20 protein-coding genes and 1 other annotated feature are annotated in these 25,180 nt (G+C 40.5%); of the genes, 7 read left to right on the top strand and 13 right to left on the bottom strand.

Annotated features, from left to right (window positions below):
- Positions 1-174: 174 nt before the first annotated feature.
- Complete coding sequence (locus FC85_RS12480) at positions 175-2,145, bottom strand: glycoside hydrolase family 127 protein (protein WP_057865865.1); 1,971 nt, start codon at positions 2,143-2,145, stop codon at positions 175-177.
- Between the two features lie 54 nt (positions 2,146-2,199).
- Entirely contained in the window at positions 2,200-3,618 is a 1,419-nt protein-coding gene (locus FC85_RS12475) for an MFS transporter (protein ID WP_057865864.1), read from the bottom strand.
- A 378-nt stretch (positions 3,619-3,996) separates the two neighbouring features.
- Between FC85_RS12475 and FC85_RS12470 the strand changes: the two genes are divergently transcribed.
- Both FC85_RS12470 and FC85_RS12465 read left to right on the top strand, forming a co-directional pair.
- The gene (locus tag FC85_RS12470; protein WP_057865863.1) at positions 3,997-4,947 is read left to right on the top strand and encodes an AraC family transcriptional regulator; all 951 of its coding nucleotides are present in this window, start codon (positions 3,997-3,999) and stop codon (positions 4,945-4,947) included.
- A 197-nt stretch (positions 4,948-5,144) separates the two neighbouring features.
- A complete protein-coding gene (locus tag FC85_RS12465; RefSeq protein WP_057865862.1) occupies positions 5,145-6,299 on the top strand; it encodes a GH25 family lysozyme in 1,155 nt (384 codons plus the stop codon).
- A gap of 230 nt (positions 6,300-6,529) precedes the next feature.
- Here FC85_RS12465 and FC85_RS12460 read toward each other — a convergent pair whose 3' ends face one another.
- Complete coding sequence (locus tag FC85_RS12460; RefSeq protein ID WP_057865861.1) at positions 6,530-7,222, bottom strand: GH25 family lysozyme; 693 nt, start codon at positions 7,220-7,222, stop codon at positions 6,530-6,532.
- A 286-nt stretch (positions 7,223-7,508) separates the two neighbouring features.
- Here FC85_RS12460 and FC85_RS12455 point away from each other — a divergent pair, with 286 nt between their 5' ends.
- The gene (locus FC85_RS12455; protein WP_057865860.1) at positions 7,509-7,976 is read left to right on the top strand and encodes a DUF2975 domain-containing protein; all 468 of its coding nucleotides are present in this window, start codon (positions 7,509-7,511) and stop codon (positions 7,974-7,976) included.
- Between the two features lie 96 nt (positions 7,977-8,072).
- On the opposite strand, the gene FC85_RS12450 is transcribed toward FC85_RS12455, so the two are convergent.
- The 3 genes from FC85_RS12450 to FC85_RS12440 all read right to left on the bottom strand — a co-directional run bounded on the left by FC85_RS12450 (position 8,073) and on the right by FC85_RS12440 (position 13,015).
- Complete coding sequence (locus tag FC85_RS12450; protein WP_057865859.1) at positions 8,073-8,981, bottom strand: metal ABC transporter solute-binding protein; 909 nt, start codon at positions 8,979-8,981, stop codon at positions 8,073-8,075.
- Positions 8,982-9,088: 107 nt separating this feature from the next.
- On the bottom strand, positions 9,089-9,736 hold the full coding sequence (locus FC85_RS12445) for a peptidoglycan recognition protein family protein (RefSeq protein ID WP_057865879.1): 648 nt from the start codon (positions 9,734-9,736) through the stop codon (positions 9,089-9,091).
- 177 nt (positions 9,737-9,913) lie between these two features.
- Entirely contained in the window at positions 9,914-13,015 is a 3,102-nt protein-coding gene (locus FC85_RS12440) for a YfhO family protein (RefSeq protein ID WP_057865858.1), read from the bottom strand.
- 246 nt (positions 13,016-13,261) lie between these two features.
- On the opposite strand from FC85_RS12440, the gene FC85_RS12435 reads away from it, so the two are divergent.
- The gene (locus FC85_RS12435) at positions 13,262-13,876 is read left to right on the top strand and encodes a hydrolase (RefSeq protein WP_057865857.1); all 615 of its coding nucleotides are present in this window, start codon (positions 13,262-13,264) and stop codon (positions 13,874-13,876) included.
- A 149-nt stretch (positions 13,877-14,025) separates the two neighbouring features.
- Here FC85_RS12435 and brnQ read toward each other — a convergent pair whose 3' ends face one another.
- Positions 14,026-15,423 (bottom strand): branched-chain amino acid transport system II carrier protein, encoded by a 1,398-nt coding sequence (gene brnQ / locus FC85_RS12430; protein WP_057865856.1) that lies wholly within the window; start codon positions 15,421-15,423, stop codon positions 14,026-14,028.
- 183 nt (positions 15,424-15,606) lie between these two features.
- Positions 15,607-15,846, bottom strand: a binding site (T-box leader).
- A gap of 176 nt (positions 15,847-16,022) precedes the next feature.
- Here brnQ and FC85_RS12425 point away from each other — a divergent pair.
- Positions 16,023-16,994 (top strand): 2-hydroxyacid dehydrogenase family protein, encoded by a 972-nt coding sequence (locus FC85_RS12425; RefSeq protein WP_057865855.1) that lies wholly within the window; start codon positions 16,023-16,025, stop codon positions 16,992-16,994.
- A 223-nt stretch (positions 16,995-17,217) separates the two neighbouring features.
- Here FC85_RS12425 and FC85_RS12420 read toward each other — a convergent pair whose 3' ends face one another.
- Positions 17,218-17,796 carry a sugar O-acetyltransferase gene (locus FC85_RS12420; protein WP_057865854.1) on the bottom strand — a complete coding sequence of 193 codons (579 nt, stop codon included), beginning with the start codon at positions 17,794-17,796 and terminating at the stop codon, positions 17,218-17,220.
- Between the two features lie 120 nt (positions 17,797-17,916).
- On the opposite strand from FC85_RS12420, the gene FC85_RS12415 reads away from it, so the two are divergent.
- Positions 17,917-18,804 (top strand): LysR family transcriptional regulator, encoded by an 888-nt coding sequence (locus FC85_RS12415; RefSeq protein ID WP_057865853.1) that lies wholly within the window; start codon positions 17,917-17,919, stop codon positions 18,802-18,804.
- 330 nt (positions 18,805-19,134) lie between these two features.
- Here FC85_RS12415 and FC85_RS12410 read toward each other — a convergent pair whose 3' ends face one another.
- Both FC85_RS12410 and FC85_RS12405 read right to left on the bottom strand, forming a co-directional pair.
- The gene (locus FC85_RS12410) at positions 19,135-19,551 is read right to left on the bottom strand and encodes a hypothetical protein (protein WP_057865852.1); all 417 of its coding nucleotides are present in this window, start codon (positions 19,549-19,551) and stop codon (positions 19,135-19,137) included.
- A 384-nt stretch (positions 19,552-19,935) separates the two neighbouring features.
- Complete coding sequence (locus tag FC85_RS12405; RefSeq protein WP_057865878.1) at positions 19,936-20,871, bottom strand: alpha/beta hydrolase; 936 nt, start codon at positions 20,869-20,871, stop codon at positions 19,936-19,938.
- A gap of 311 nt (positions 20,872-21,182) precedes the next feature.
- Between FC85_RS12405 and FC85_RS12400 the strand changes: the two genes are divergently transcribed.
- On the top strand, positions 21,183-22,025 hold the full coding sequence (locus FC85_RS12400; protein ID WP_057865851.1) for a prephenate dehydratase: 843 nt from the start codon (positions 21,183-21,185) through the stop codon (positions 22,023-22,025).
- Here the strand turns inward: FC85_RS12400 and FC85_RS12395 are convergent.
- The 3 genes from FC85_RS12395 to FC85_RS12385 all read right to left on the bottom strand — a co-directional run bounded on the left by FC85_RS12395 (position 22,013) and on the right by FC85_RS12385 (position 25,060).
- Entirely contained in the window at positions 22,013-23,023 is a 1,011-nt protein-coding gene (locus tag FC85_RS12395) for a ketopantoate reductase family protein (protein WP_057865850.1), read from the bottom strand. The genes FC85_RS12400 and FC85_RS12395 overlap by 13 nt on opposite strands.
- 466 nt (positions 23,024-23,489) lie before the next feature.
- Positions 23,490-24,491 carry a M48 family metalloprotease gene (locus FC85_RS12390; protein ID WP_057865849.1) on the bottom strand — a complete coding sequence of 334 codons (1,002 nt, stop codon included), beginning with the start codon at positions 24,489-24,491 and terminating at the stop codon, positions 23,490-23,492.
- A gap of 17 nt (positions 24,492-24,508) precedes the next feature.
- The gene (locus tag FC85_RS12385) at positions 24,509-25,060 is read right to left on the bottom strand and encodes a LemA family protein (RefSeq protein ID WP_057865848.1); all 552 of its coding nucleotides are present in this window, start codon (positions 25,058-25,060) and stop codon (positions 24,509-24,511) included.
- Positions 25,061-25,180 lie beyond the last annotated feature (120 nt).

The raw sequence follows: 25,180 nt of genomic DNA, 5'->3' as shown, positions 1-25,180 counted from the left end.
ACTACTTTGATCTTTCTAACGAGCTCAGTAACCATCTTTACAAGATTAGAATGGTCACTTTTAAATGCCAATCCTGCCTTCTTCTAACACTGAACATCTGATACAAAAAGGGGGAATGGAAGACGCGTTCAATCTCCCATCCCCCCTTCTTAATGATTTGATATGACAATCAGATTACTTATTCAACCAAACTCTCATTTGACCATTTTCACGGTTAGCCCATGCATAGTACGGAACTAAGGTTAAGTCCACATCCTTTGCATCCTCAGAGGCTACCTCCGTGTATAATGGGGCATCTGTTGAGTCAGGGTCTTGTTTCTTGGCAGCTACTTTGACAACACCAACACCGTCTAATAATTTATCATCATAGTGATAACTTGGTTTAGCGTCGGTATTGACTTCGTAGTCCCAAAGTGGGGCTTCATTATCAGTTTGCTCAGCGGCGAAGACAACTGGTCCCCGTTGAACGGCAACCTTACCAAAGTCAGCCTTAACTCGATTGTTTGCTTTCATAAACTTAACACTCATATCAAGTGTCAAATCAATGGTTAATGATTTGCCATCAACATCGAAGTAAACAAAGCCGTCTTTAAGTTCAGGATCAGCCTTCTTGCCATCAACTGAAACGTCGTAATTGTTAACTGACCAACTTGGAATTCGGATGCCCAATTTAACTGATTCGTTGTTTGGATTGGCAATTTCGTAATGAATATCACCGCTCCATGGGAAGTGGTTAGTTTGCGAAATCTTAACCCCATTGTCGAATTCAGCATTATTGGAAATGAATTGGTGACTCAGGATAGTGTCTTCGTCAACCGTGTAAAGGTATTCGTCAACAGAAGTGATCAACCGTGCCAGGTTGGCAGGGCAGCATGCACAACCAAACCAATCAGCCCGATGAGTCAAGATATGTGACTTGCCTGGGTTACCCTTGCTGGCAGCTGGATCAGCTTCCAACGGGTTAACATAGAAGAAGTGTTTACCATCAAGTGACATCCCGCTTAAAGCGCCGTTGAAGAGTTCCTTTTCAAGAACATCAGCGTACTCGCCCTTAGCATGAATATTCAACATTTGTCGAGCAAAGAATGACATGCCGACTGAGGCACAAGTCTCACCGTAATCCGTATCATTGGGCAAGTCATAGTCGTAGGTAAAGGCTTCACCAGTAGTGGTTTGACCAATGTTACCAGTGATGTACATTTGACGTTTAACAATATCGTTCCAGAAGCGGTCACAGGCAGCTAATAAATCTTTATCGCCAGTGTAACGGGCAACGTAAGCCATTCCGGTGCAAAGATAAACGACTCGAACAGCATGACCATGAGGCACCTTTTGATCCTTGATTGGTTCTGCGGCTAAGTAATATTCACGAGGAAAATCACGCATACCGGGAATCAAATCACGATCAGTACTGTCACCGTCAGCTTTGATCTGCTTTTCAAAGAAGGCAGGATCTTGGCCACGCTGGGTTAAGAAGTAATGCGCTAAATCAAGATACTTCTCGTCATTGGTAACTTCATAGAGTCGTGACAATGCCAATTCAATTTCAGGGTGACCATCGTATCCAGGAATTTTACCTTCTTCAAGGCCAAAATGCTTGTCGATACAGTCAGCCATGCGTTTAGCAATGTCCAAGGCTTTTTCATTACCGGTAGCATTGTAATAAGCAACACCAGCTTCAATGTAGTGACCCATTGTATATAATTCGTGAGATTGCTGTAATCGTTTGAATTTACGTTCCGGAGCATCAATTTGGAAGTAAGTCGATAAATAACCGTCGTCGTCTTGCGCCTTGGCGATCAAGTCAACCAAATTATCGGTAATTTCCTTCAAATCTGGATTGGGATGGTAACCGAATGAATATGCGGCGGCCTCCAACCACTTGTACACATCAGTGTCTTGGAATGGGAACCCATAGTGATGGCCCTTCATTTCGCCGGCAGCAATCTTCAAATTGGCAACAGCGTGACTATTTTTGTCTTGGCCGTTGTTTTGCGGATCTTCAGCAATTGAAATATCGGCTTCGTCGTTCATCACTTTCCATTGATATGGTAAGACTTCCTTAACAACGAGTTCACGATAACGTTTCCAAAAATCTGAAGTAACTTCCACCTTATCTAATTTGGGTGTCGTTTTAACTTGCATAAATGTGTCGTCCTCCTAAGATATCACTTAAACTGTTTTTAATTAACAAATCGATTAGTTGTTGGCTGCAGCAGCTTCCGCTTTCGCATTCCGTTCTGCAAGATCAGCTTTAACAACTGGTTCATGATTTTCCCACTTACGGTAAACAATCATCAAGATCAAGCTGATTGCGTAAATGATGACTGGAACCCAGACAAAGGTGAAGCTGATTCCTGAAAGACTACCAGCAGATTGAGTGGCGTGAGCAGCGTTGAAACCGAAGGCACTCAGAATCATTGAAGCGATAAATGAACCGAATCCTGAACCCATTTGGATACAGAATGAAGCACCAATCGCCGTTAAGAACCCGTTAGCACGAACACCGGTCTTCCATTCACCGAAGTCAACGGTGTCACCAACCATGGCGAAGAACATCGTGCAGGCAGAGCCGGAACCGATACATGCCACACACCAAGCAATTAATGCTGAAGTCGTGTTTGAACCGGCAAAGCCCATCCAAGCTTGACCAACCATGGTCATTGCCAGGAAGAAGACGGTTGTGCCCCACTTGTGCATAAATTTAACGAAGAATGGAACAGATGCCATCCCAATAACCTGGATAATTGTGAAACCGTTAAAGAATGAAATTAATGATTTGCTGCCCATATTGTACTGGAAGTAGTAAGGCATTGATGAGTTACGAACAATAAATGCTGTCCAGTAAGCAAGGTTGGCAACAACGATCAAGACCCAAGGCCAGTTACCCTTTGTGGCTTTCAAACTTTCCTTAATACTAATTACTTTTTCGTTTTCGATGTTCTTTTCACGCATATCCAAGAAGGCTACGATCAAAAGAATAAAGGCAACGATTGAGTAAACCCCAACGGCTAACGACCAACCGCGTTGTTCGTTTCCATTGCCTAAAACACCGGCGAATGGAATGATGAAAGTTACAGCGAAGAAGTTACCAACATTCCCAAGAACTAAACGAATTGAGTTGGCTTGCATCCGGCCGTCAGTGTCAGATGTCAAGTTTGGCAATACTGAAGTAATTGGTGTTGACATTGCCGTATATGATAAGTCGGCTAAAATGTACATCACACCGGCATACAGAACTTTAGCCGTTCCGCTCAAAGCAGGGGTGGTAAACAGTAGCCAAACGAAGATGGCAAATGGTAATGACATCCACAGGAACCAAGGACGACTCTTACCATATTTACTGTGGGTGTGGTCAACCAGGATCCCCATGACCGGTGCACCAATGGCATCAAAGATCCGGCCGATTAACAGTAAGACACCGGCAGTTCCAACTGAGAGACCAAAAACGTTGGTGAAGAAGTAAAGCATGTAACTACTAATAATACAGTACAGCAGGTTCCCGGACATATCCGTAAACCCATAGGTAATCTTTCTGTGCCATGGCAACGTGTCGCTTGCCAATAATGCTTGGGCAGATGCTGTATTTGCATCTACGTGATTTGAGTTTGAACTCATGATACTAGCCTCCATATAGAATAATTTAAACGCTTACATAAAGATGATAAAAAATAGCTGACGCTTGAATCTGGTTACCAGTGTCAACCAGTCACACTGGCTTTTAAAACAATCACCCTCTCGTTGATTTGAGTTAAAAGATATGATTCATATTACGGTTATTATAGTAAGCGTTTCCAAGTAAATAAAAAAGGTCTATAATAGCACAAGAGGTGATTTTATCCGACTAGTTAATATAAATTAATCCTTGAACAGACCGCTAAGACGCCCGTTACTCATACATTTTGAACATTTGGTGATGATTTCCGATGTTTGTGTTTTTCTTAATTTGTGTAGGTTTGGTGATCATTTCCGACATAAGATTGGAGGCTCTAAAAAATGTTATTTTCAACGTTTACAATTGCAAAAACACTTCTTTATTACAAAGGTGGTGAATTCATCGCGCATGGTCCGTGGAAGCATCGTCGCATGTACCATAAGGGCGATTACGAACTCATTTTATGTATTAAGGGACCGATTTATTTACAAATTAACGATCAACGCTTTACGTTAAAGCCCCACGAAGTCTTAATTGTCCCACCATTTACAACATTTTATGGTTATCAGGACTCAGAGAATGACGTTGATTTTTACTGGCTTCACTTCTTCTCACAACACAAGGAAGACGCTTTTGAATCCGACGAAGCAACGATGACTTCTGAAGTTCGGGCAAACAAAACCGCCAAGCACAAAATCTTTCTTCCTATGTATTTTAAGTTAACCGATTATGAAGAGGCCACAATCCTAATTCATCAGATCTTATCGATCCATAACGAACTTTCATTTATTGAGGAACGCGACTATTTGGTATCTGCCCTTTTAATTCAGCTCTATAAGTCATACTTTAATCGACCCGATTCAAATGAAGACAGCACCCGGATTAATTATATGAAAGAATGGATTCGAGCCAACATGTCCAGTACCCTGACCGTAGCTGAAATTGCCAACCGGGTCCACCTTAATCCAGATTATCTAACGCGGCTATTTAAACAATATACTGGGATGACCACTCTGCAGTACCTCAACCACGTCAAAATAGAAGTGGCAACGCTGCTGCTGATCCGAACTGAAATGCCAATTAAACAGGTTGCTGACAGCTCGTATTTCAACGATCCGAAAGTCTTTATGCGTCGATTTAAGAGTTCAACCGGCCTATCACCGACTGAGTATCGCAAATCATACAACCTGATTCATTTAAACAATCCTCACGTTGACCCACAAATTCCAATTCCAAAACGAATTGCCGATTCGATTGACTATATTCCTGAAAATGGCGATATTCCAGAGTAAATGCATCACAAAATTGATCCTGTCAAGCTCGTAAGATTTAGTTTTAATGACATTTTCCAGCCAATATTACCAATTATTTACCACCGGTTTTCAATTGATCTTCATTAAGTTAAAACCAAGTTAAAAGCCTTTTGCAAAGGCGCCATTCATGTTACTATCACGATGAACGATAAATGTGATATGGGGGCAATATAATCATGAAGAAATACCGAAAATACGGGCTGGCAGTTCTTGGCCTAATTGCTGGTGGTATCTTAATGGGCACATCGACGACAGCCAATGCCGCACTTTACCCATCGAGCACATTACCGCAAACCAACATGGTTGATGTATCCAGCTGGCAGGGAAATTTAACTGCCGCTGACTACCAAACATTAGCTGCTAATGGTGTTAAAGCTGTCACCATCAAAGCCTCTGAGGGTCAAGGATACATTAATCCCGACCTCAGCCAACAAGTTCAATATGCGCAACAAGCCGGTTTAAGTATTAATTTTTACCATTTTGTTCATTTTACAAGTCCGTCAGCCGCAACCAGCGAAGCCCAAAACTTTGTAAACGCCGTCCAGTCCGTGACATCATCAAAGGACGTTGTCATGGTTGCCGACTTTGAATCCTCCGAATTAGGATCCCTTGGCAAGGCAAACAATGATGCTAATTTAGCTGCCTTTGATTCCGCACTGAATCAAGCTGGTTATAACAAGACTGATTTATATACCATGGCCAGCTGGGTTGGCAAGGTAATCGACACCAACTCAGCTAATGCAGGCTGGATTGCTGACTACCCGGCTGCACCAAGCGGTTCCAAATATCCCAACGCCAATGCTTGGCAATGGGCTTCTGATTATCGATTCCCATCGATTAATCAAAACCTTGATGTCAGTCAATTAAATAACGATTATTATCTTAACTCGACGGCTGCAAGTACCGGATCAACAACAGGGAGCTCAACAGACACTACCAGTTCAAGTTCTTCGAGTTCTTCAATCAGTTCATCATCAAGTTCAACGCCTTCCTCCAGCTCCAGTAAGCAACCTGGTAATGTTGTGATGGTTCCTGGACCATCTAAATCCTCAGGTAGTCAATACTCAGCAGCCCGATCAAATTCCGTCAAACTGGTTTGGCGACGAGGGATGAACAGTCATTACTATAAAACAACTGCTGGTGCCCGTTATTCAAAACACCTGGGAACTCGCTACGGTTATAACGCTGATCTACCAAATGTTACTTGGGTCACAGATGCACACCAAAAATTATACAAAAAGAATACTGGCAAATATGCCATTTACTACCACGTTAAGAGCACGACTGGTAATCACGGTGGCTGGATCTGGCGTGGTTATCTCAATAAATAGATAGTAGGACGAAAGTTGTCTTTCAGGCCACGTTCTTGATAACTCATAGTTTTGGTTGTCACTAAGCATAATTCCAATTAAATAAACACCCCCGATACCTCATCAAAACGCTAAGGTATCGGGGGTGTTTATCGTTAAAATCCATTCAATCATCAGTTGCTTACTGTTTGACGGCTAATGATCATGAAAAATCGAAACGTTATGAAGAAACGTCCACTTGCTTTTATGAGTTAAGTATAGTAGTCATTATTCATCTGGCTGACATCAAGGCTGCTCGTCTTACCACCAAATTTATAACTGCTTGACCACTGCCAGGCATTTGCTGCGGCATATCTCACCCCAGTTGGATTAGTTGGGTATGACGCCAGCCACCCCTTATTTTTAGAAGTCATGCTAATATAACTGTCAACCCAGTTTGCGTTCGTATAAAGATCGGTTTTCGAATATCCGGCAGCTTTAACGACTTTATTGAAGGCTTTCACATTTCGATTATTAGTCGCAATGGGCAGCTTAGCCAATTTTGATGCTTCAAAATCAATAACCATCACCACATTCTTCTGGTTCGTTACTGACTCAACTGCTTTAACAAAGTACTTGGCTTCTTTCTTCGCCTGTGCCTTAGTCGTAAAATTAGCAAAGTGATAAAAATTAATGCTCATCCCTGACTGAACCGCCGTATCTGTTTGTTGCCCAAGCAGTGGATTCTTATAAAACGTGCCTTCCGTTGCTTTTATCGTAATTGCTTTAACGCCTGAATTCTTCATATTTTGGTAACCAAGGTTACTAATCGCACCCTGCCAAGCTGACAAATCAACCATGTCGGTCTTGGGCTGACTTGCCAAAACACTTGTACTGCTAATGGCGAGAAAGCCGCCAGCAGTCAGAGCAATTAACGCTGCGACTATCTTTTTTGATCTTTTCATTTATTTATTCACTCCTGCTAATCCATTTTCAAAAATAACGATAATGACAAATATAATAGCAATATACCATAAAACCCGACTATTCCGAAATTAGAATGATATTGATAAATTCTTCTGCCTCACCAATCTAACTACTTTAGTTAAATTCACATGACAATCTCAGCCACCCTGTCAATGTTTTGTAATAATTTTCAGTTTTGCTTAAAGTTCGCCTTGATTGAGCACCCTTGATTGATTAACCAAGTGGGCAATGATACGCTTGGTCCAATTGAGGAGGGATTTAACAATGAAATTTCTAACTCTATTCTTAAAGCTCATATTGATTGTCCTTGGGTTAATGGTTCTACTACTTTGCACTTTGGGATTCCCTGATTTATTTGAAAAGCTCAAAATAATCTATCCACATTACTTCCTTGAACAATCACTTTTTATAGCAGGTCTTTACGCATCAGCCATTCTCTTCTACTTTGCTTCGATAAACGCTTATCGCATTTTGAATCTTATCGATCATCACACTGCTTTCTCAACCACGGCACTTAACGCGATTATTAAAGTTAAAAAAGCCGTCTTTGGGATGGGTGTTTGCTATATGTTTCTCTTACCATTTATCTATCGCGTTGCCATTATCGAACAGGCACCTGGGATGGTTCTGATGATGAGTGCCATCGTGGCAGTTCCATATATCTTAGCCACTTTTGCAGCAATTCTTGAACGATTACTCAAAGAAGCGATTCAACTAAAACCTGTTCACTAAAACGACTCCAAAAAAACGGGAAGCCCAGACAAAGATTATCTTTGTTTGAACTTCCCGTTTTTGATTTGTAAACTTATTAACAACTAACTCAAATCATTACTTCTCCAAGATCTGTAGCAAACTACTATATTGACTGACCATCCATGACTTGTAATTTTTGCCAGATGGTAACGTTTCAGTAACTTTCAAAACAGGAACATTACTCTTATGAGCAAGTGCAACTAGATTATTAACGGTTTTATCGTCAACCTGTGAGTTATAAACGAAGAAGGCAATTTTATGTGACTTAATTCCATTTTGCATCGTCTTGATCGTTTGTGGTGATGGATCAACACCCTTTTCAGTATCATTTTCAAATTGAGGATTGCCAACTTTAAAGCCGATTGCCTCTAACGCATAATCGAAAACCGGTTCACTCGTATAAACATCCTTATTTTTGCTTGTTGCAGCAACTTTCTTTAATTGCGCAATCTTCGTATTAACTGGCTTGAGTGAATTAATGTACTTCTTCGCATTATTCTTGAAATATTGCTTGTTCTTTGGCTGAATCTTACCAAGCTTAGTTGCAATGGTATTGGCAACTTTTGGCATTGTCTTTGGATTATACCAAAGATGTGGATTATCACCATTCTGTTTCCCCATTAAGTCGTTACCAACTTTAATGTAATCAACGTTCTTGGTATTCTTGACTAATTTATCCATCCAGCCATCGTAACCAATTCCGTTGGCAAGAACAACTTTTGAACCAACCACGTCCTTGGCTACTTTGGTTGTTGGCTCATAATCATGAGGATCAACATTCGGATTGGTAATTACTGAATTAACCGTTCCCTTATTTCCGGCAACGGCCTTGGCAACCTCACCATAAAAATCAGTGGTGGCCGTGATTTTAATCTTACCATTGCTTGGTGACGAGCTTTGTGAACAACCCGCACCAACTACTGCCAGCATGACCAACAATCCTGCCAGCAAAACTGTTTTGAATCTAAACAACTTATGTAACATAACTCTACCTCTTCCTATTAAATAGTAACGATTACACTTAATGATCATAATATAAAAAAAGTTGTTTGTAAATAGTAATCATGACTTTTACAAACAACTTTTTTACTTTAGCTTAAATTGTGATAATTTGTTAAAACCAAATGATAAAACTGTTTCATCGTATACTTATGATGAAAATACTTCTTACTAGTTCGGCTATAATACCCAACCGGATCAGTGTGGTCGGAGCCGCCCAAATGTTTGGCAACTGAGTTATGTGACCAGACCGTCCCTTTACCATCATACGCGGCATCATTTGGCTTAAGATTGTATTTATTCAAAATATATGCCGTGTAGTAAGCTGCATTTTCAACTTCATGAGCAAAGCTGGACTTACTGTGCATCTGAACCTGTTCAAATTGAACGAAACGCGCATTACCCGGATAACCAACGCCCCAACAAAGATAATCGGTGTTGGCAATATTAATAATGTGATCATCATCAATAAAGGTGTGGACAAAAGCGTTCCGATAATTCTTCTTCATATAAGCGATCTCGTCAAAAATAGTTGAATTAGAATTGCCTGTTTCATGGACCACGACTCCCTCAGGCTTGCCTTTACCATGACGATACTTATACTTTGGAAACCCTCCCCAAATCTGCTTAGTGATCGAAACATTTGTAATGTTATGACTTGCAATGTAATTGTTAACCGCAGAAGCACTCACTTGAGTATCTGCTACCACCATTGATATCATCACCACAAATCCGATCATTATCAATTCAATTAGTCTCTTCATTATTCCTAAGCCTCACCACTTTATCTTTTGCATTCAATTAATATGCTAGTCATTATGCGTTCAATTTTCAAGAAGATGTGTTCTGATAAGTTCAATAATGACGCTCACTCGGCTAATTCTTAAACTCTCAATTGCCAACCGGGTTTTAAGCCATTAATGCCACTTTCGATAAAGGAACTGAATTCCAGAACCAATTGAGAAAGCCCCAAACCAGACAATACCAATCATTGTCAAAATAATACCTAATTTAAATCCTGGGGTCGCATACTTCAACTGAATATAATGCCTTCCAGCTGGGATTCTAGCGCCAATAAATCCTTGGTTAACTTTAAAAGTTTTAATTGGATGATCGTCCACTTTTAACTGCCAACCGGGTGAGTACGGAATTGAAGTTGCCATCACCTGCGGTTGACTGTTAAACCGTGTGTAACCAGTAACGGCATCATTAGTTACTCTTTGGGATTGCAGACCAGTTCGTTGAAGTTTGCGAACCTGACGATCATAGTTTTTGTTAAATGGAACTGCAACCAATTTCAAACGCTTGAAACGTAATTGTTTAACCCCAGCGAATCGAACGACCATTGACTGTTGGGGCCGCTTTGAATAGCCGAGATTTAGGACCACGTGCTGCCGGTCTTCATAATCCGACAAATTATTCATTGGTAATTGTCGGAATTTCGCTAAATTATTGGCGAGTCGGACGGAAACACTGAAGCCGCCTAAATCAGGTACTTGGGCAGCTGTTCTAAGTCGATCAATTTTTTGTAATTTCGAAACCGGGGTCCCCGTTACAATAGAATCAGCTCTTAAAGTGTTTAATCGATCCATCATTGAATGACGAGTCTCTGAAATGCCATCAATAACCAGATACAGTTCACTGTTACGATAACGTTGCGGGTGATTAATCCTCAATTGATATGACAGGTGTCGGCCTTGAGCGTCATTATCCATTAAATGCAACCCTGACCGATTTTCCTTAATATTCCGGGAAATCACTGCCCTATTTTGAGAAATGATCTTATTTAGCGGTTTGCCATTTGGATTAAGGCCGGTTGCCTTTTCCCAAATTGCCACCTTGTTTGCTGGTAACGTAGTTTGATACTTCTTAGCCGTATCCCGGTATCTGGCATTCGGAGATTTCCGCAATCTAGCCATGACTGCTTTAACCGGATTATCAACAAGATGCTGATCAAACAGACGGGTTGTATAAGAAACCGAGTCTGTTTTGGGATTAGGCTGAGTGCGCGAAATACCTGAAACCGGCTTTTCTACCTGGGCTCCCTGTAAAAGGGACTGTTCCCGCTGCAGCACATCCATTTCATGATAATCAGTTGCTGAAATGACATGCTTTTGCATATAAACTAACGGCAACGCAAAATCAGATTTTAACAAAACCGTTCCAGAGTGATTACTTAATCCAGGAACTGGCAATTCTGGAAAATCCGTAATTGACCCATTAGGATTTCTGACAAAGTGAAACCCATATGGAATTGCTTGTGGTCGTTTAACAATATCCGTTTTTGCAAACATATAACGAACGCCCAGCAAATTTAACAACGTTGTCCGACTATCACCCTCACCAACCACGGAATTAACAACCGCTTGAGCATTTCCAAGTGACCGGCTGAATTTATAAAGATAACCGTTCTGAATTGAATAATAATCGCCCAAATCATGAGTTCCCAAAATCATTGGAATATTGTTGCCAGCCGTTCGGCGAGGATAAAAATTGGTCATCGTGGTTGTCCGATAAAATCCTTCATTCTTAGGCAATCCCTTTTCAGCACCATCATAGTAATTTTTTGCCCATTTCGATGCTGTTCCAGTCCCTAATTCGGAATCCAGATTTCGACTGTTATTTGGACTGAGCCATCCCTGACCATTACTAATAATGTTAACTAATACCAAACCAGTTAACACAAGTGCCACACCTTTAGCCGAAAGGTTCAACGACTTTTGGCAAGCAATTAACAGTAGAAAAGCGATTAAAAAGCCATATGCAATCAAATCATTTTGGGGAATCTTAAGTGTGAATCCTTTACTTACAAAAACTAAAACAATCAAAACCGATGTTGCCCCAATCAGCCACCGTAAATCACTACTGGTTAAATGAGGTAACTGATCAACAAAGATCATCACAGCCAGACTAAGTGGTAGCACCGTTAAAAATAACCAACGATTTGATGGTGTCGAAAGTGCATTTGCGGCTGCACTGACTTGTGGCAATAAGATCGCAACGAATGTTAATACAATAATAGTCGCTAAGGCTCGGTATTGTTTAAAATGCCGCAACACAAAGATCGCTGCCAGAAACACAACCCCACAGAAGTTCAACACAAGCCAATAATCTTTAATTGTCGTGCTGGTGATTAATTGATTTGGTATGGATAAATAGTATTTAGGCGGATATAACAGCAAACCATTCGCAAACTTCGCGTGGTAAGCAATTCTGGTTGATTGAAAAACGGCTAATAAGGTTGGAAATAAGACTACCCCAGCCATTAATAAACCGGTCACAATTGCCTGACCAAGACAATATAGAATCCTAAGTGGTGGTAAATGATCCAGAATGATCGCCCGCAAATGAAAGTATCGGGTTAGTAAATAAACCAATGTCCCTAATGCCAGCATATACGCAAAATAAAAGTTGCTAATTAACGCTAGGCCAACCGCAATGGCTAACGGTAACCAATTTTGTCCATGAAGGACTTTTTCGATCCCCATCGCGAGTAATGGGAAAATAATCATTGGCAGTAGGAAAAACGGGTGGTGCATTGAAACATAGAAGTTATACCCCGCAAACGTATAAATCAACGTCCCGATTAATTTACTGTGACGACTAAAGGACCGCTGATTTGCCCAAGCAAGAAATGATAGACCAACGAAATAAAGTCGGACAAGAATTAAAACTTGATACCCGAGCTCAAGTTGGCTGGCAGGAAATAGTGCAATCAAATAGCTAAACGGGTCACCAACAATATAGAAGGCAAATGTCGTCAACTGGTCAGCGCCGGCCCCTAAGTTCCATGACCAGCCAAATAGCGACTGATGAGCCGTTCCTTGTAAAATTCGTTGAAATTGCGCCAAAATCGGAAAATGTTGGGCGATGCCATCCACATTCCAAATTAACGTCCGGCCCGCTAACCAGGGTAACGAGTAGGTTAATAAACAAATAATGCCAAAACAAATTGTATATAGTAAAAATATTGGAATTTTTCGTGTCTTCCTAGTTGAACGGGTCGTTACCGTATCCATTAGAAAAATACCCCTCTCTGTTATCGGCTTGTATGTATTTACCAATGATGAATTAAACCTAAAACAACTATTCTTATTGTGTATCCTAATGCGTTTCCAAAACAAGCTAAAATGAAAAGTTTAATGTTTTTAATCGTAAAGTCACAGAACTGTCATTCTGGGAGTGCAAATAATAGTCGCATGTCGCTTTCTGATGTATTATGAAAACGAATTCAGATATTTAAATTTCTAGGGAGGCTTATGAATATGGCAAGTTTTGAAAAAAGAGGCCCAGAGGACCGCTTATTATCACCCGACAATTCAGTTTTAACAATTATTGACTACCAACCAGTCCAAATCAATTCGATTGGCTCAATGCGACACGCTGATTTAATTAAAAATGCAGAATTGGTAGCTAAGATTGCTAATCTGTATAAAATTCCAATTATTCTTTCAACTGTTAATGCCCATACTTCAAGAAATTCACCAACCATTCCTTCGTTACAAAAGGAAATTGGTGATGTTCCTTCATATGATCGTTCATCAATCAATGCATGGGAAGATAAGGAATATAACGCGGCAATCAAGGCCACAAAACGAAAGAAAATTATTATTCTTGCGCTATGGACCGAAGCTTGTTTAACCTTCCCAACAATTGATGCCATTGCGGAAGGCTACGATGTTTATCCGGTTGTCGATGCCGTGGGTGGAACATCCACCATTTCTCATGAGACAGCGCTTCGTCGAGTTGAGCAGGCCGGCGCACATTTAATCACGATTCCACAATTAGCTTGTGAATTACAACGTGATTGGAATCGGACTGATACCGTACCCGGCTTTATTCAAGCATTAAGTGAAGTTGGTGCCTTTACCCAATTCTAATTAATCACTCAAAAACAGTAAAAGAGACTAACAGGTTATTGTCAAAAAGCCCGTTAGTCTCTTTATTTATGTGTTTTAGGAGGAAAGTAATGATATGTCGTTTAAATCTATACTAATTTCGCTAACCTGTTTTACAAGTAAGAAGCGATCTAATCATGTTCAGAAGTTGTTTGTCGTGCTCTGCCAAATACCGGTTTCAGGAAATGCAAACCCAAACCGAGAACCGCACCGGCAGCCGCTGGCACTACCCAATCCATTCCTAAGTTGGCAAATGGTAAGACGCTATGCTGGAAGGCAGTTAAGGCTTGGCCAAATGCACTTTGACTAACAACGGGAGGAAATGCAGAGACCATATCAAGCAGTGCCGGAACCGTTGTAAAACCAACGACAAATCCATAAACAACCGGATCACGATGGAACAATGGTGAAAAGACTGACAAAAGGATTAAAACCATTGCGAATGGATATAGAAACATAAGCATTGGTGTTGACCATAAGATGATCTGATCAAGACCAAAGTTGGCAGTCACAAATGAAGCACAACACATAAAACCCAACCACGTGCGATAACTGACTTTAGAAAAATGTTTGTGAAAATCTTGAGCAAAGGCGGCAACCAAGCCAACGGCGGTCGTCAAACAAGTTACTGTAATCAAGGTTGCTAATAGTGCGTGGCCAAAACCACCAAGATAATAAGTCACCAATTGATTGAAGGCAACGCCACCATCAACCGAGGGGCGATAAGTCGATAACGTTGTTGCACCGATCCAGATTAGAACCACGTAGATGAACCCAATTGCTGATGTCGCGAACAGACCTGCTTTAGCCGTTACTTTCGCATTACTGCTGGGTTTGGTTTTACCGAGTTGACGAACAGCAGTCACGACAGTCACCCCAAATGCCAAACCAGCAAGTGCATCCATGGTGTTGTATCCTTGCAGAAAACCGTTAAAGAAAGAGGCATGTTTATAAGCAGCGGTTGTCGCTTGACCAGCTGCGTGACCCATTGGATTTAAAAAGGCCAACAGGAAAACGCTGAATAATAGCAATAAGAATACCGGATTAAGAACCTTCCCAACACTGGTCATAATGTTGGACTCCCTAAATGAAATCAGAAATGCCAGTCCAAAGAATACTGCTGAGAATAATAGCAATCCGACATGTGCCCACGAAGCAGGAATCATAGGTTGAATCCCCACGGTAAATGGTACCGTTGCAGTTCGGGGTGTCCCAAACAAAGGGCCAATCGTTGCATGGATAAGAACCATGAAAGCAAGCGCGAAAACCGGCCCAAGTGGTTTACCAATATCGTAAACCCCTTCGGAACGGGTAACACTAACAGCTAACACTGATAGTAACGGTAGTAACACCGCGGTTACCAAAAAGCCAACCGTTGCCAACACCCAATGTGAACCGGCCAATTGCCCTAAATGAATTGGGAAAATCAAGTTACCGGCTCCAAAAAATAGCCCAAACAACATTGAACTCACGATAAAGTAATCTTTTTTTGATAATGGATTCGGATTTAAGTCTTGTAAATCTCGCATTTATGAAGAACTCCCTTTGTTTTTGATAGAATTTTTACCAGCTGACTAATCGGACCAATACTAATCTGAGATTCCAAGAAAACCACTTCCGTTTCATCATTGAGATTTGAGTTAATGACAGTTAGAACTTTAAACCTTGATAACGACAAATAAAAAAGCACCCCCAACTCAGTCTGACACTGAATTAAGGGTGCTTATGGCACGGTACCACCTTATGTTTGCAGCTCTATCACTAAAGCTGCCTTTCACGTACGGCTAAAAAAGCGATACGCTAACACGATAATGGGTGTCACCAATGCACGTTACTTTGTCTTCGGTACATCGCTCGAAAGGGATTTTCACGTTTATCGTTCTGCTTCCTCTCACCAAACGAAGCTCGCTTTAGAATCGTAAAACATTACTCAACTTTCTCACAGCGTTTTCTAACTATTTGCCAATTATACTAATATCCTGTCATAGAAATGTCAATAGTGACAACTAAATTATTTTAATTAGTTGTCACTAATAACACAACCTGTACAAAATAGAAAGCGATTCCAATCTGATATCTAAAGCTCTATAATAGAATTGTATATAATCTTTCAAAGGAGTGAACATTTATGTCAAAAGTATTAATTGCAGGTAGGATTCCAGACCATGCCATGAGTATTCTTAAAGATGCTGGACTGGATGTTGATGTTTATGATGATAGTCAGAATTTGATTACAAAGAATGAATTAATCAATGACATCGCAGATAAAGACTTTTTAATTACGCCACTCTCAACACAGGTGGACAAAGTGGTCATTGACAGTGCACCCAATTTGAAATTAATCGCAAATTATGGTGCCGGCTTCAATAACATCGATATTGCCTATGCCAAATCAAAAGGGATTCCCGTTACCAATACACCAGGTGTTTCAACAACATCTGTTGCCGAAGTAACGGCGGGGCTTATGCTAAGCCTCTCTCACCGAATTGTTGAAGGAGACCAGGTGATGCGAACAACTGGATTCACCGGTTGGGCACCCCTCTTCTTCCTTGGAAATGAATTAGCACATAAAACTTTGGGCATTATTGGAATGGGGAATATCGGTCAAGCGGTTGCCAAACGAATGCACGCATTTGATATGGATATTTTATACAATAAACATCACCAATTAGATTCGGAAACCGAGCGCAAACTTGGTGCAAGCTTTGCATCAGTTGATGAGATTGTGAAAAAATCTGATGTCATCACCATTCACGCACCGGCAACTCCTGAAACTCATCACTTATTAGGTGCAGATCAGTTTAAGGCAATGAAGTCCAACGCCCTTATAATTAATGCTGCTCGTGGACCAATTATCGACGAAAAAGCCTTATACAATGCTTTAGTCAATCATGAAATTGCCGGGGCTGCTTTGGATGTATACGAACAGGAACCCCATGTCGACGATGGTTTTAAAGCCCTTAAGAACGTTATCTTGACCCCTCATATTGGAAACGCAACTGTCGAAGCACGTAATGCAATGGCAGAAATTGTTGCTCAAAATACGGTTGCTGTTGATCAAGGCAACAAGCCACAATACGTTATCAATAATGTTGAATAAGCTGTAATAAGACTATTAGGTGACATGTACAAATTTAAAATAGTTGCCCACTTTCAATCACAATCCAGTATATGTAAAACGAGAAACAGTAATCATTTTTAGAGGTTGCTGTTTCTCGTTTTAGGTTTTCGATCAATCATTTTTTTGACATCAAAAGCTCGAAGCAATATTTATTCTTCCTCTTCTATTTTTTATGATGAACCTTTCTATCTCAGGAAACACCCTATATTGTTTTGCGAACCATCCGTGCCGGATTGCCAACCACTACTGTATTAGCTGGAATGTTCTTTGTGACAACCGATCCAGCGCCCACAATCGCATTTTCGCCAACCGTTACACCAGGTAATACAACTGTGCCAGCCCCAATCCAGACGTGCTTTTTGATATGAACAGCTTGTGGTAATAAGTCTCGTCGATGGCCATTTTCCTGATTATGATTAACCGATAGTAAACTGACTTTGGGCCCAATTAATACATCATCCTCCAGATAAATACCACCAAGATCAACAAACATACAATCACGATTAATAAAGACTCTCTTGCCAATAAAAATATGCCGACCAAAATCAGAATTGAATGGCGGATTAATATCAGTCCCCTCTTGGATAGGCTTACCAATTACTTTTTTAATAAGTTGCCGCCGGGCCTGCCGAGTATTGGCAATATAGTTAAATTGCCGTAGTAACTCTGTATTCTGCTCAACAATACGATCAATTTCACTAAATCTCGAGTCATCAAATAAAATTTGTTTTCCCGCCAAAGCATCTGCCAACAAACTATTTTCTGAAGTATTAAAACTCATCTATTAACTGCCTCCCGTTCGAAATTATCTTTCAATAACCAGTTTAAAAGTTGACGCGATTGATGTCTAATACCTATAATCAATCATGATTAATAACTTGGTCCTATAGGAGGCGTTCAATTGGAAATTCGCGTATTACGTTATTTTTTAGCGGTTGCTCAAGAATTAAATATGACTAAAGCCTCAAAAAAACTGCATGTTTCTCAACCCACCATTTCGCGTCAGTTAAAGGAACTCGAAATCGAATTGGGTGTCCCACTATTTAACAGATCAAAACACAAAATCGAATTGACTGAACATGGCGATTATTTGGTTCAACAGGCAAAGCATATCATTTCAATCGCTGACCAAACCACAAGCAATATGAATCAAAATAAGGATCTTTCCGGTAGCATTACCATTGGCAGCGGCGAATCCCCAGCCGTTCGATTGATCGCCAAAGCAATCAAGTCCCTTATAAGACAATATCCGCATATCCGTGTAAACATCGTTAGTACAAACGCTGATGAAGTCAGCAAAGGTTTGCGAACTGGTATCTTCGATTTCGGGGTCGTTCTCGGTCCAACCAACAAACAAAACTTTAATTTTCTTACTTTACCCATTGAGAATATCTGGGGGCTATTGATGCCTCGCGATACCCGACTTGCCCGGAAGAGAACAATTACACCTACCAGCCTAAATGGATTAAAACTAATTGCTTCAACCCAAACAGGGGTTAATCAGCAATTTGATGAATGGCTTGGTGGCACTCATCATGCTTTGAACATCGTCTCAACCTACAATCTGCTTTATAATGCTTCACTGTTGGTTTCGGCTGGAGTTGGCTACGCACTTACTTTTGATGGCATCCTTAATTTAAATGGTACAAATCTTGTTTTCAGGCCACTTTATCCACAACTAACGGCCCAGTCGACTCTCGTTTGGAATAAAGAAGCATCACCCTCTTCACCTGCCCAGGCGCTTTTAAGAGAAATTGTCAAAATCGTTCACGCCAATGCGAGCGAGTAAAAAGGACCTGATCTGCCAACCATCCAAAATCGACCCGAACCTTTTGGATCCAAATCCAAGTCACTTATAACAATCGTTACAAATTGAGTTAAAATAGCAATAACAAATCCTGGGAAGTGAGAACATGTCATTTAGCGCCGTGGCTTCATATTTAGTTGCCTGCTTATTTAGTGCGATCAAAGCATTAACCAATTTTTTCTAAATTAAAGTGTGGTACAACACAAAAAGCTGACCGGAAATGGTCAGCTTTTTGTGGAAGTTGGATGTTATTTTAGTTCAAATACATTTTAAAATAATGATTATTTAGAGCATATTATTAATTCAAGATGCTTAGTCAGCTTGTTGGAATGGTCCCTTAGTTAATGCAGAAGCCAATACCCAACCTTGTCCCTTTACATAAAAGAACGTTTTTGCCTTAGTTGTCTTGGTTGCAGCTGTTTTCAGCGAACGGGTTACTTTATAAGTTGTTCCAGACTTTAAGTTGCCCTTCTTAGTAAACGTTACTTTAGGTGCATCAGCGTAAACTAAGCCTTTGTAAACAGCTGGTGAAGCATCTTTGGTGTGATAAGTCTTTGCTTTGCTAAAGAATTGAGCACCCTTATTAGCAATCGTGTAGGTCGTCCCTTTGGCAGCCTTAACAGTCTTTGTAGCAACTGGCTTGGTTGCAGCATTGGCAGCAAGTGGTGCGGCAAATGCTAAAGGTAATGCAAGTGATACAGCGGTAATAACGGTCGCAAATTTTTTCATAACAATGATACCTCCTTATTTATGGACTCATTTTAACCACGTTACAAAATAATGTCAACGAAATGTTTTTGTAACCTAATTGGCTTAATTAAAAGTTAAACTTTGTGAAACATTCCAAGGAATTTTTACACAAAGACTGATATATCAATATTTACAGTAGATTTTTTGGGAATAATCATTTATCAATTCTTGAATAAAAAAGCACCGCTTTTGTAATCATTTAGTAACATAAGCGAGCAACCCACGACACAAGTGCCCCTTTTAAGCCTAAAAAGGGCGCAGGATAAAAGGGGCTTAATTTCCATAGTGTAATTGGATTGTTCGAATAAGCTCTAGTTGGATAATTCGGTCACACGGCCGGAAGTTATCTTTTATCCCGCGCTATTACAAATACGTCTTCAAAAATCCTTGTACCCGTCGTCGATAAGCTTCCGGGTCATACCAAAAACTTTCGGCGTGAGTCGCATTTTTAACGATCCACAACTGCTTTGGCGCCTTGGTTGCCCGATAATTTTCGTAGGCCATCTTCACCGGCACATAAGTGTCTTTGCCACCATGAATAAACAAAATTGGCCGGTCATTCTTAGCCAGTTGATCAACTGATGAGGCACTCCCCAAATAAAAGCCTGAATGTCGTTTATTAATTTCACTTACCAGTGGTTCAACAGGATATTTGGGCAATCGATACTGTTGCTTTAACAAATAAATCAATTCTTCGCGGATACTGGCGTAACCACAGTCTGCAATCAATGCCTTGACTTGAGATGGTAAAGATTCACCAGAAACCATTTCGACCGTAGCGCCACCCATACTGACACCAAACAAAACGATTTGACTATCTGTCCCAATATAATTAATCACGCGGTTAATCCATTTCAAATAATCCAGTCGGTCTAACCAGCCGAAAGTAATATAATCACCTGAGCTTTCACCATGCCCGCGATCATCAGGAACCAACGCATTGAATCCCATATCATGAAACATTTTCGCGTAATTGGCCATTGTTTCACGATTCCCTTTATAGCCGTGGGAAATAATAACGGTCTTAGTCGTTGACTGGGCAGCTGGAATATAGGTTGCAACCACCTTGTTCTCCGATGAACGATCATTTAGATACCATGTTTCGGATGGCACTTTATGAAACCAATCAACATATTCATAATAACTATCAGCATACTTTTGCTTTTCTTTAGAAGTTTCTGGAACATAATTAACCCGTTTAAAAGCAACGTTAAATAATTTGTGACTAATCCAGAAGCTGCCAGCTGTAATAGCGGTTAGTGGAATTAGTAACGGTTTTAGTGATGACTTTTTCTGCATTAGCATTTGTTGGCACACCCCTTCTTACATAAGATTCATTATAACAACTTTCCTTCAGAGTGATGTCATTTAGTGCTTCACCCAAGGTCATATTTACCAGATCTTATTTTTTACAATAAAATCCCTTCAATTCAACCTAAGAAATTCCGTTTTTCTTAAGATGGCTTGAAGGGAGTCATTTCAATTTCATTTTTATCATTTTTCGAATGTATTTAAATCGTGGTGGATGTGAGATAATATCAGTTAACGAATTTAGAATTTTAGATAACTTTCAATTAATCAACAAATCGCTCACTTAAAGGATGGTGCTTATGAAACTTTCAGTTCTTGGACCCGCCGGCACGTTTACCGATGCAGCCGCAAAAGCCTATTTAAAAACCCAGCCTGGTACAACAGTTACGCTTGACTATCACCCCACTTTTGATCAGGTCTATCAAGCTGTTTGCCGAGACAACCTTGGTCTGTTACCCCTGGAAAATCAGCTTGATGGTTATGTGTCCGCAACCTTACAACGTTTACAAACTGCCGACGTCACGGAAATCGGTGAAGTCACTATCCCAGTTAACTTCGGGTTAGTGGCAAACGTTGCCAACTTAAATCAAATTAAGCGAATCTATGTTCAATTCAAAACTGAAGGGCAGTGCCAAAATCTACTTTCTCAATTACCTAGTGTGCAAATCATGACGACATCATCAAATATGATTTCATTGGAAAAATTTCAAACGGGCGAGATTGGCGACGCTGCGATCGTTCCACAATCAGAAATGTCAGGTTTACAGTTTCCGTTAATGAAGAATCATGTTGCTGATCAAGATGATAACAACACCCGATTCATCATTTTTAAAAACCAACCAGCCAATTTGGATGAATTATCCAAACAACCCCTTGATACAAACCACTTTAAGGCCCCACTCTTCGTTACACCTTCCTTCAACGACCAACCAGGAACACTATATGAGATATTGGGTTACTTTGCTAAGGCTAAGCTAAACTTAATTACCCTAATGTCTCTTCCAACCAAAACTGAGCTTGGTGTTTACTCGTTTTACATTGAAGTTTCCGGAACGCGCGATCAACAGGAGGAAATATTCGCAACGCTCACAGAACTTGCTTCACTATATCACGTTCACCTACTCGGCTTTTACGCTGTTTGAGCCGTTTGAGCTTCAATTTCTGCCCGTTGCTTTTCAGCAGCTCGCCTTTTAGCTTCATTTTGTCGGTGATATTCTGCTAAATGAACCGCTTGGGTAACAAACAAGTGAGTCGCAGCTTCATAATGATATTTACGACCCAAGTTCGCGATGTAGCCATTGATATAATCAACTTCAGTTGGGCGATCCTTAATCATATCTTGATACATGGAAGGGTAATGAAGCGGCATATCAATTCGGGTATTGTGATCCAAAGCTGCCATCTCTTCATCTCGGGTTGAAACCAAATGAATGCCGGCACGAGCACAAATGTCATAAGCTTCATCAATTAATTGACGGCCCATTTGATAAGCCCCTTTGAAATTACCAAATTCACCCATCGGAATTTCAAACATTGTACAAATCGTATTGATAACAGAGTTAAAAATAACTTTTGTCATCAAAGTTCCAGTAAAGTCATTAGTTAAAGTTGGATTCATTTGGGCCTTCTTTAACTCATTGAATAGTTGATAGCACATGTCATCCGGCTTTTCATTCAACGGGCACATGTTCATCATACCGGCACCACGTTTGCCCATAAAATCAACTTCACCGGGACCTGGTAAAACCGTGGCAATTAAAGCAGTGCCACCAATGATTTTGTCATCGGCAAAGTACTTCTGCAGTTTTTCAATGTGGCCCATCCCATTCATACAGGTAAAGGCATACTGACGATCATTAAAGAAGTGCTCGCAGCGTTTCAGGTAATCTTCCAACTGCATTTGCTTTGTGAAGAAAATCAGCATATCCGGATCATCATCATAAGTTTCAGGAGTTTCCAATTTAATCTTTGTCAGGTGGCGATCTTTATGATCCCGCATAACGTAGACGCCGCCCTGCTCACGGATTTTATCGATATGTGGTTGCCAAGTATCAATAAACGTGACATCGTTGCCGGCCTCCTGCAGTAAAATTCCGTAACGTAACCCCATTGCACCTGCACCAATCATTGCGAACTTCATAAAAATCACTCTCCATTTTCTAATATATTTTTGACTAAAAAAAGCGCCCTTGATCTTTTTATAAGATCAAGGGCGCTTATGCGTGGTACCACCTTTATTCACGATCTGCTCACACAAATCGTCTCTTCGCGTACAGTCTAAGACGACGATACGCTAGCACTTTAAGGGGTGCCCACCGTAAATACTCATTTCTTCGCATTTACTGCTTAGAGGTTACTTTCACCTAACGACTCATTATCCCTTCTCACTTAACGGGACTCCCTGAAATGATTTCGCAAAGTTACTCTCCTCATCGCTGCATTTCTTTCAATCAAATTTTAATGTGACTTTAATCTAACCCATGAAATTTTAATTGTCAACATAAATTTTAAAAATAATCGTTTTTAGTTGGCCTTTAATATAAAAGAATCCCGTTAAATGCCAAGGAAACTAACATTTTAACGAGATTATTTTTCAAAAAATAGATTTAATTTTCACCCAACAACCGTTTTAGACGAGCAATTCGTTCATCCAAAGGTGGGTGCGTATCAAACATTTTAACTAAAAACGGCGTGCGTCCTTGTTTCGTTACCGGTTCATTGATGTAAAGAGCCGCCCCTTTAGCCGCCGGATTAGATGTTGGAGTGGTATCATCTTTCAGTAGGGTTAGCGCGTCAATTAAGCCCTGCGGATCACGCGTCAGGTTAACGCCGGAAACATCTGCCAGCGACTCTCGTTGTCTGGAAACCGCAAACTGCATAATTTGTGCGATTGGTACCCCAATAATGCGAATAATCCAACCACCGATCCAGATGATAAAACCAAAGCCTAAGACTGCCAGCCAAAAGTAAGAGGAGCTCTTTGAGTCATTATCACGATCATTGCCACCGAAAAATCCCATCCAATTACCGCCACGCATCAGACTAACACCTAAAATAATTAATGTCGCACCTGCTCCAGCAATAAAGGTGGTTAGGGCAACCGTGATTGAAGAGACTCGAATATCATAATTCTTAATGTGAGAAACTTCGTGGGCTAAAACCCCTTCAAGTTCTTCTCGATCCATCATCTTTCGCAACCCGCTTGTAACGGCAACTGCTGCATGTTTTGGATCGCGGCCGGTCGCAAATGCATTCGGTGCCGGGTCATCCATTAAGTAAATATCCGGCATTGGTATGTTGGCCACCATTGCGAGATCACTGACAATATTAAACAGCTGTGGGTCATCTGATTCCTGCAATTGAACAGCCTTACTTGATCGCATTAAAATATTGGTAACACTCATGTACACAATTACTGAATAAATCGCTGCTCCAGCCAAAAAGCCCAGCATTGTGTAAATAGGAATCATAATATCAAAATAATCATTCTGATTCGCAAATATGCAACCGATCAGAAAACCAATGATCGCAATCAGAATAGTAAAGCCACTCATCACAAACCACGTGCGGTAGCGATTTTGTTTAACCTGCTGATTTATGGTATCCATGATCAGTCCCCCTTCAACTAAAATTTCATTTGAGGAACTTCTTTAGATGCTTCGGGAACTTCCAGATAACTATGGGCAGGGAAGGTTCCGAATTTGGCAACTAAGTTACTTGGAAAAGTCTGTAGCTTATTATTATAAGCCATCACATTGCTGTTATAGTTTTGCCGAGAAAAAGCGATCTTGTTCTCCGTATTAGACAATTCCTCTTGTAACGAAAGAAAGTTTTGATTTGCTTTTAATTCTGGATAATTTTCTGAAACGGCAAACAAATGATTCAAGGCACCGGTCAATTCATTATCAGCTTTTACTTTGTCACCTAAACTCGTGTTCGGGTCAGAAATCTGTGAACGCATTTCAGTTACCTTGGTAAAAGTTTCCTGTTCATGCTTAGCATATCCTTTAACTGTTTCCAGTAAATTGGGCAATAGATCGCCACGTCGTTGCAATTGGACGTCGATTTGACTGGCAGCTTCGTCAACCAGATTTCGCTGATTAACCAGCCCGTTATACAACGCAATCACGGCGAAAATGATAATGACGATGATAATTCCAGAAATTAATAATATCATTTTGGGTCCTCCTTGTTCTATTTGACTACAAACATACCATATCAGGGTGGTTCGGAAAAGATACTTTGGCCGCTAACCTTAACAATTAACTAATTCTTGTTTTTTTGTATACAACTTAAT

This window comes from Lentilactobacillus diolivorans DSM 14421 (assembly GCF_001434255.1).
GTDB classification, from domain to species: Bacteria; Bacillota; Bacilli; order Lactobacillales; family Lactobacillaceae; genus Lentilactobacillus; species Lentilactobacillus diolivorans.
This window is presented reverse-complemented; position numbering and strand designations above follow the sequence as displayed.

Excerpts from the sequence above, each read along its gene's own strand:
- FC85_RS12445 (WP_057865879.1), bottom strand. The coding sequence starts at position 9,736 with ATGATCGGATTTGTGGTGATGATATCAATGGTGGTAGCAGATACTCAA.
- FC85_RS12390 (WP_057865849.1), bottom strand. The coding sequence starts at position 24,491 with ATGGATACCATAAATCAGCAGGTTAAACAAAATCGCTACCGCACGTGG.
- FC85_RS12450 (WP_057865859.1), bottom strand. The coding sequence starts at position 8,981 with ATGTTACATAAGTTGTTTAGATTCAAAACAGTTTTGCTGGCAGGATTG.
- FC85_RS12385 (WP_057865848.1), bottom strand. The coding sequence starts at position 25,060 with ATGATATTATTAATTTCTGGAATTATCATCGTCATTATCATTTTCGCC.
- FC85_RS12420 (WP_057865854.1), bottom strand. The coding sequence starts at position 17,796 with ATGAGTTTTAATACTTCAGAAAATAGTTTGTTGGCAGATGCTTTGGCG.
- FC85_RS12470 (WP_057865863.1), top strand. The coding sequence starts at position 3,997 with ATGTTATTTTCAACGTTTACAATTGCAAAAACACTTCTTTATTACAAA.
- FC85_RS12425 (WP_057865855.1), top strand. The coding sequence starts at position 16,023 with ATGTCAAAAGTATTAATTGCAGGTAGGATTCCAGACCATGCCATGAGT.
- FC85_RS12460 (WP_057865861.1), bottom strand. The coding sequence starts at position 7,222 with ATGAAAAGATCAAAAAAGATAGTCGCAGCGTTAATTGCTCTGACTGCT.
- FC85_RS12475 (WP_057865864.1), bottom strand. The coding sequence starts at position 3,618 with ATGAGTTCAAACTCAAATCACGTAGATGCAAATACAGCATCTGCCCAA.
- FC85_RS12480 (WP_057865865.1), bottom strand. The coding sequence starts at position 2,145 with ATGCAAGTTAAAACGACACCCAAATTAGATAAGGTGGAAGTTACTTCA.
- FC85_RS12435 (WP_057865857.1), top strand. The coding sequence starts at position 13,262 with ATGGCAAGTTTTGAAAAAAGAGGCCCAGAGGACCGCTTATTATCACCC.
- FC85_RS12400 (WP_057865851.1), top strand. The coding sequence starts at position 21,183 with ATGAAACTTTCAGTTCTTGGACCCGCCGGCACGTTTACCGATGCAGCC.
- FC85_RS12465 (WP_057865862.1), top strand. The coding sequence starts at position 5,145 with ATGAAGAAATACCGAAAATACGGGCTGGCAGTTCTTGGCCTAATTGCT.
- FC85_RS12395 (WP_057865850.1), bottom strand. The coding sequence starts at position 23,023 with ATGAAGTTCGCAATGATTGGTGCAGGTGCAATGGGGTTACGTTACGGA.
- brnQ (WP_057865856.1), bottom strand. The coding sequence starts at position 15,423 with ATGCGAGATTTACAAGACTTAAATCCGAATCCATTATCAAAAAAAGAT.
- FC85_RS12455 (WP_057865860.1), top strand. The coding sequence starts at position 7,509 with ATGAAATTTCTAACTCTATTCTTAAAGCTCATATTGATTGTCCTTGGG.
- FC85_RS12410 (WP_057865852.1), bottom strand. The coding sequence starts at position 19,551 with ATGAAAAAATTTGCGACCGTTATTACCGCTGTATCACTTGCATTACCT.
- FC85_RS12440 (WP_057865858.1), bottom strand. The coding sequence starts at position 13,015 with ATGGATACGGTAACGACCCGTTCAACTAGGAAGACACGAAAAATTCCA.
- FC85_RS12405 (WP_057865878.1), bottom strand. The coding sequence starts at position 20,871 with ATGCAGAAAAAGTCATCACTAAAACCGTTACTAATTCCACTAACCGCT.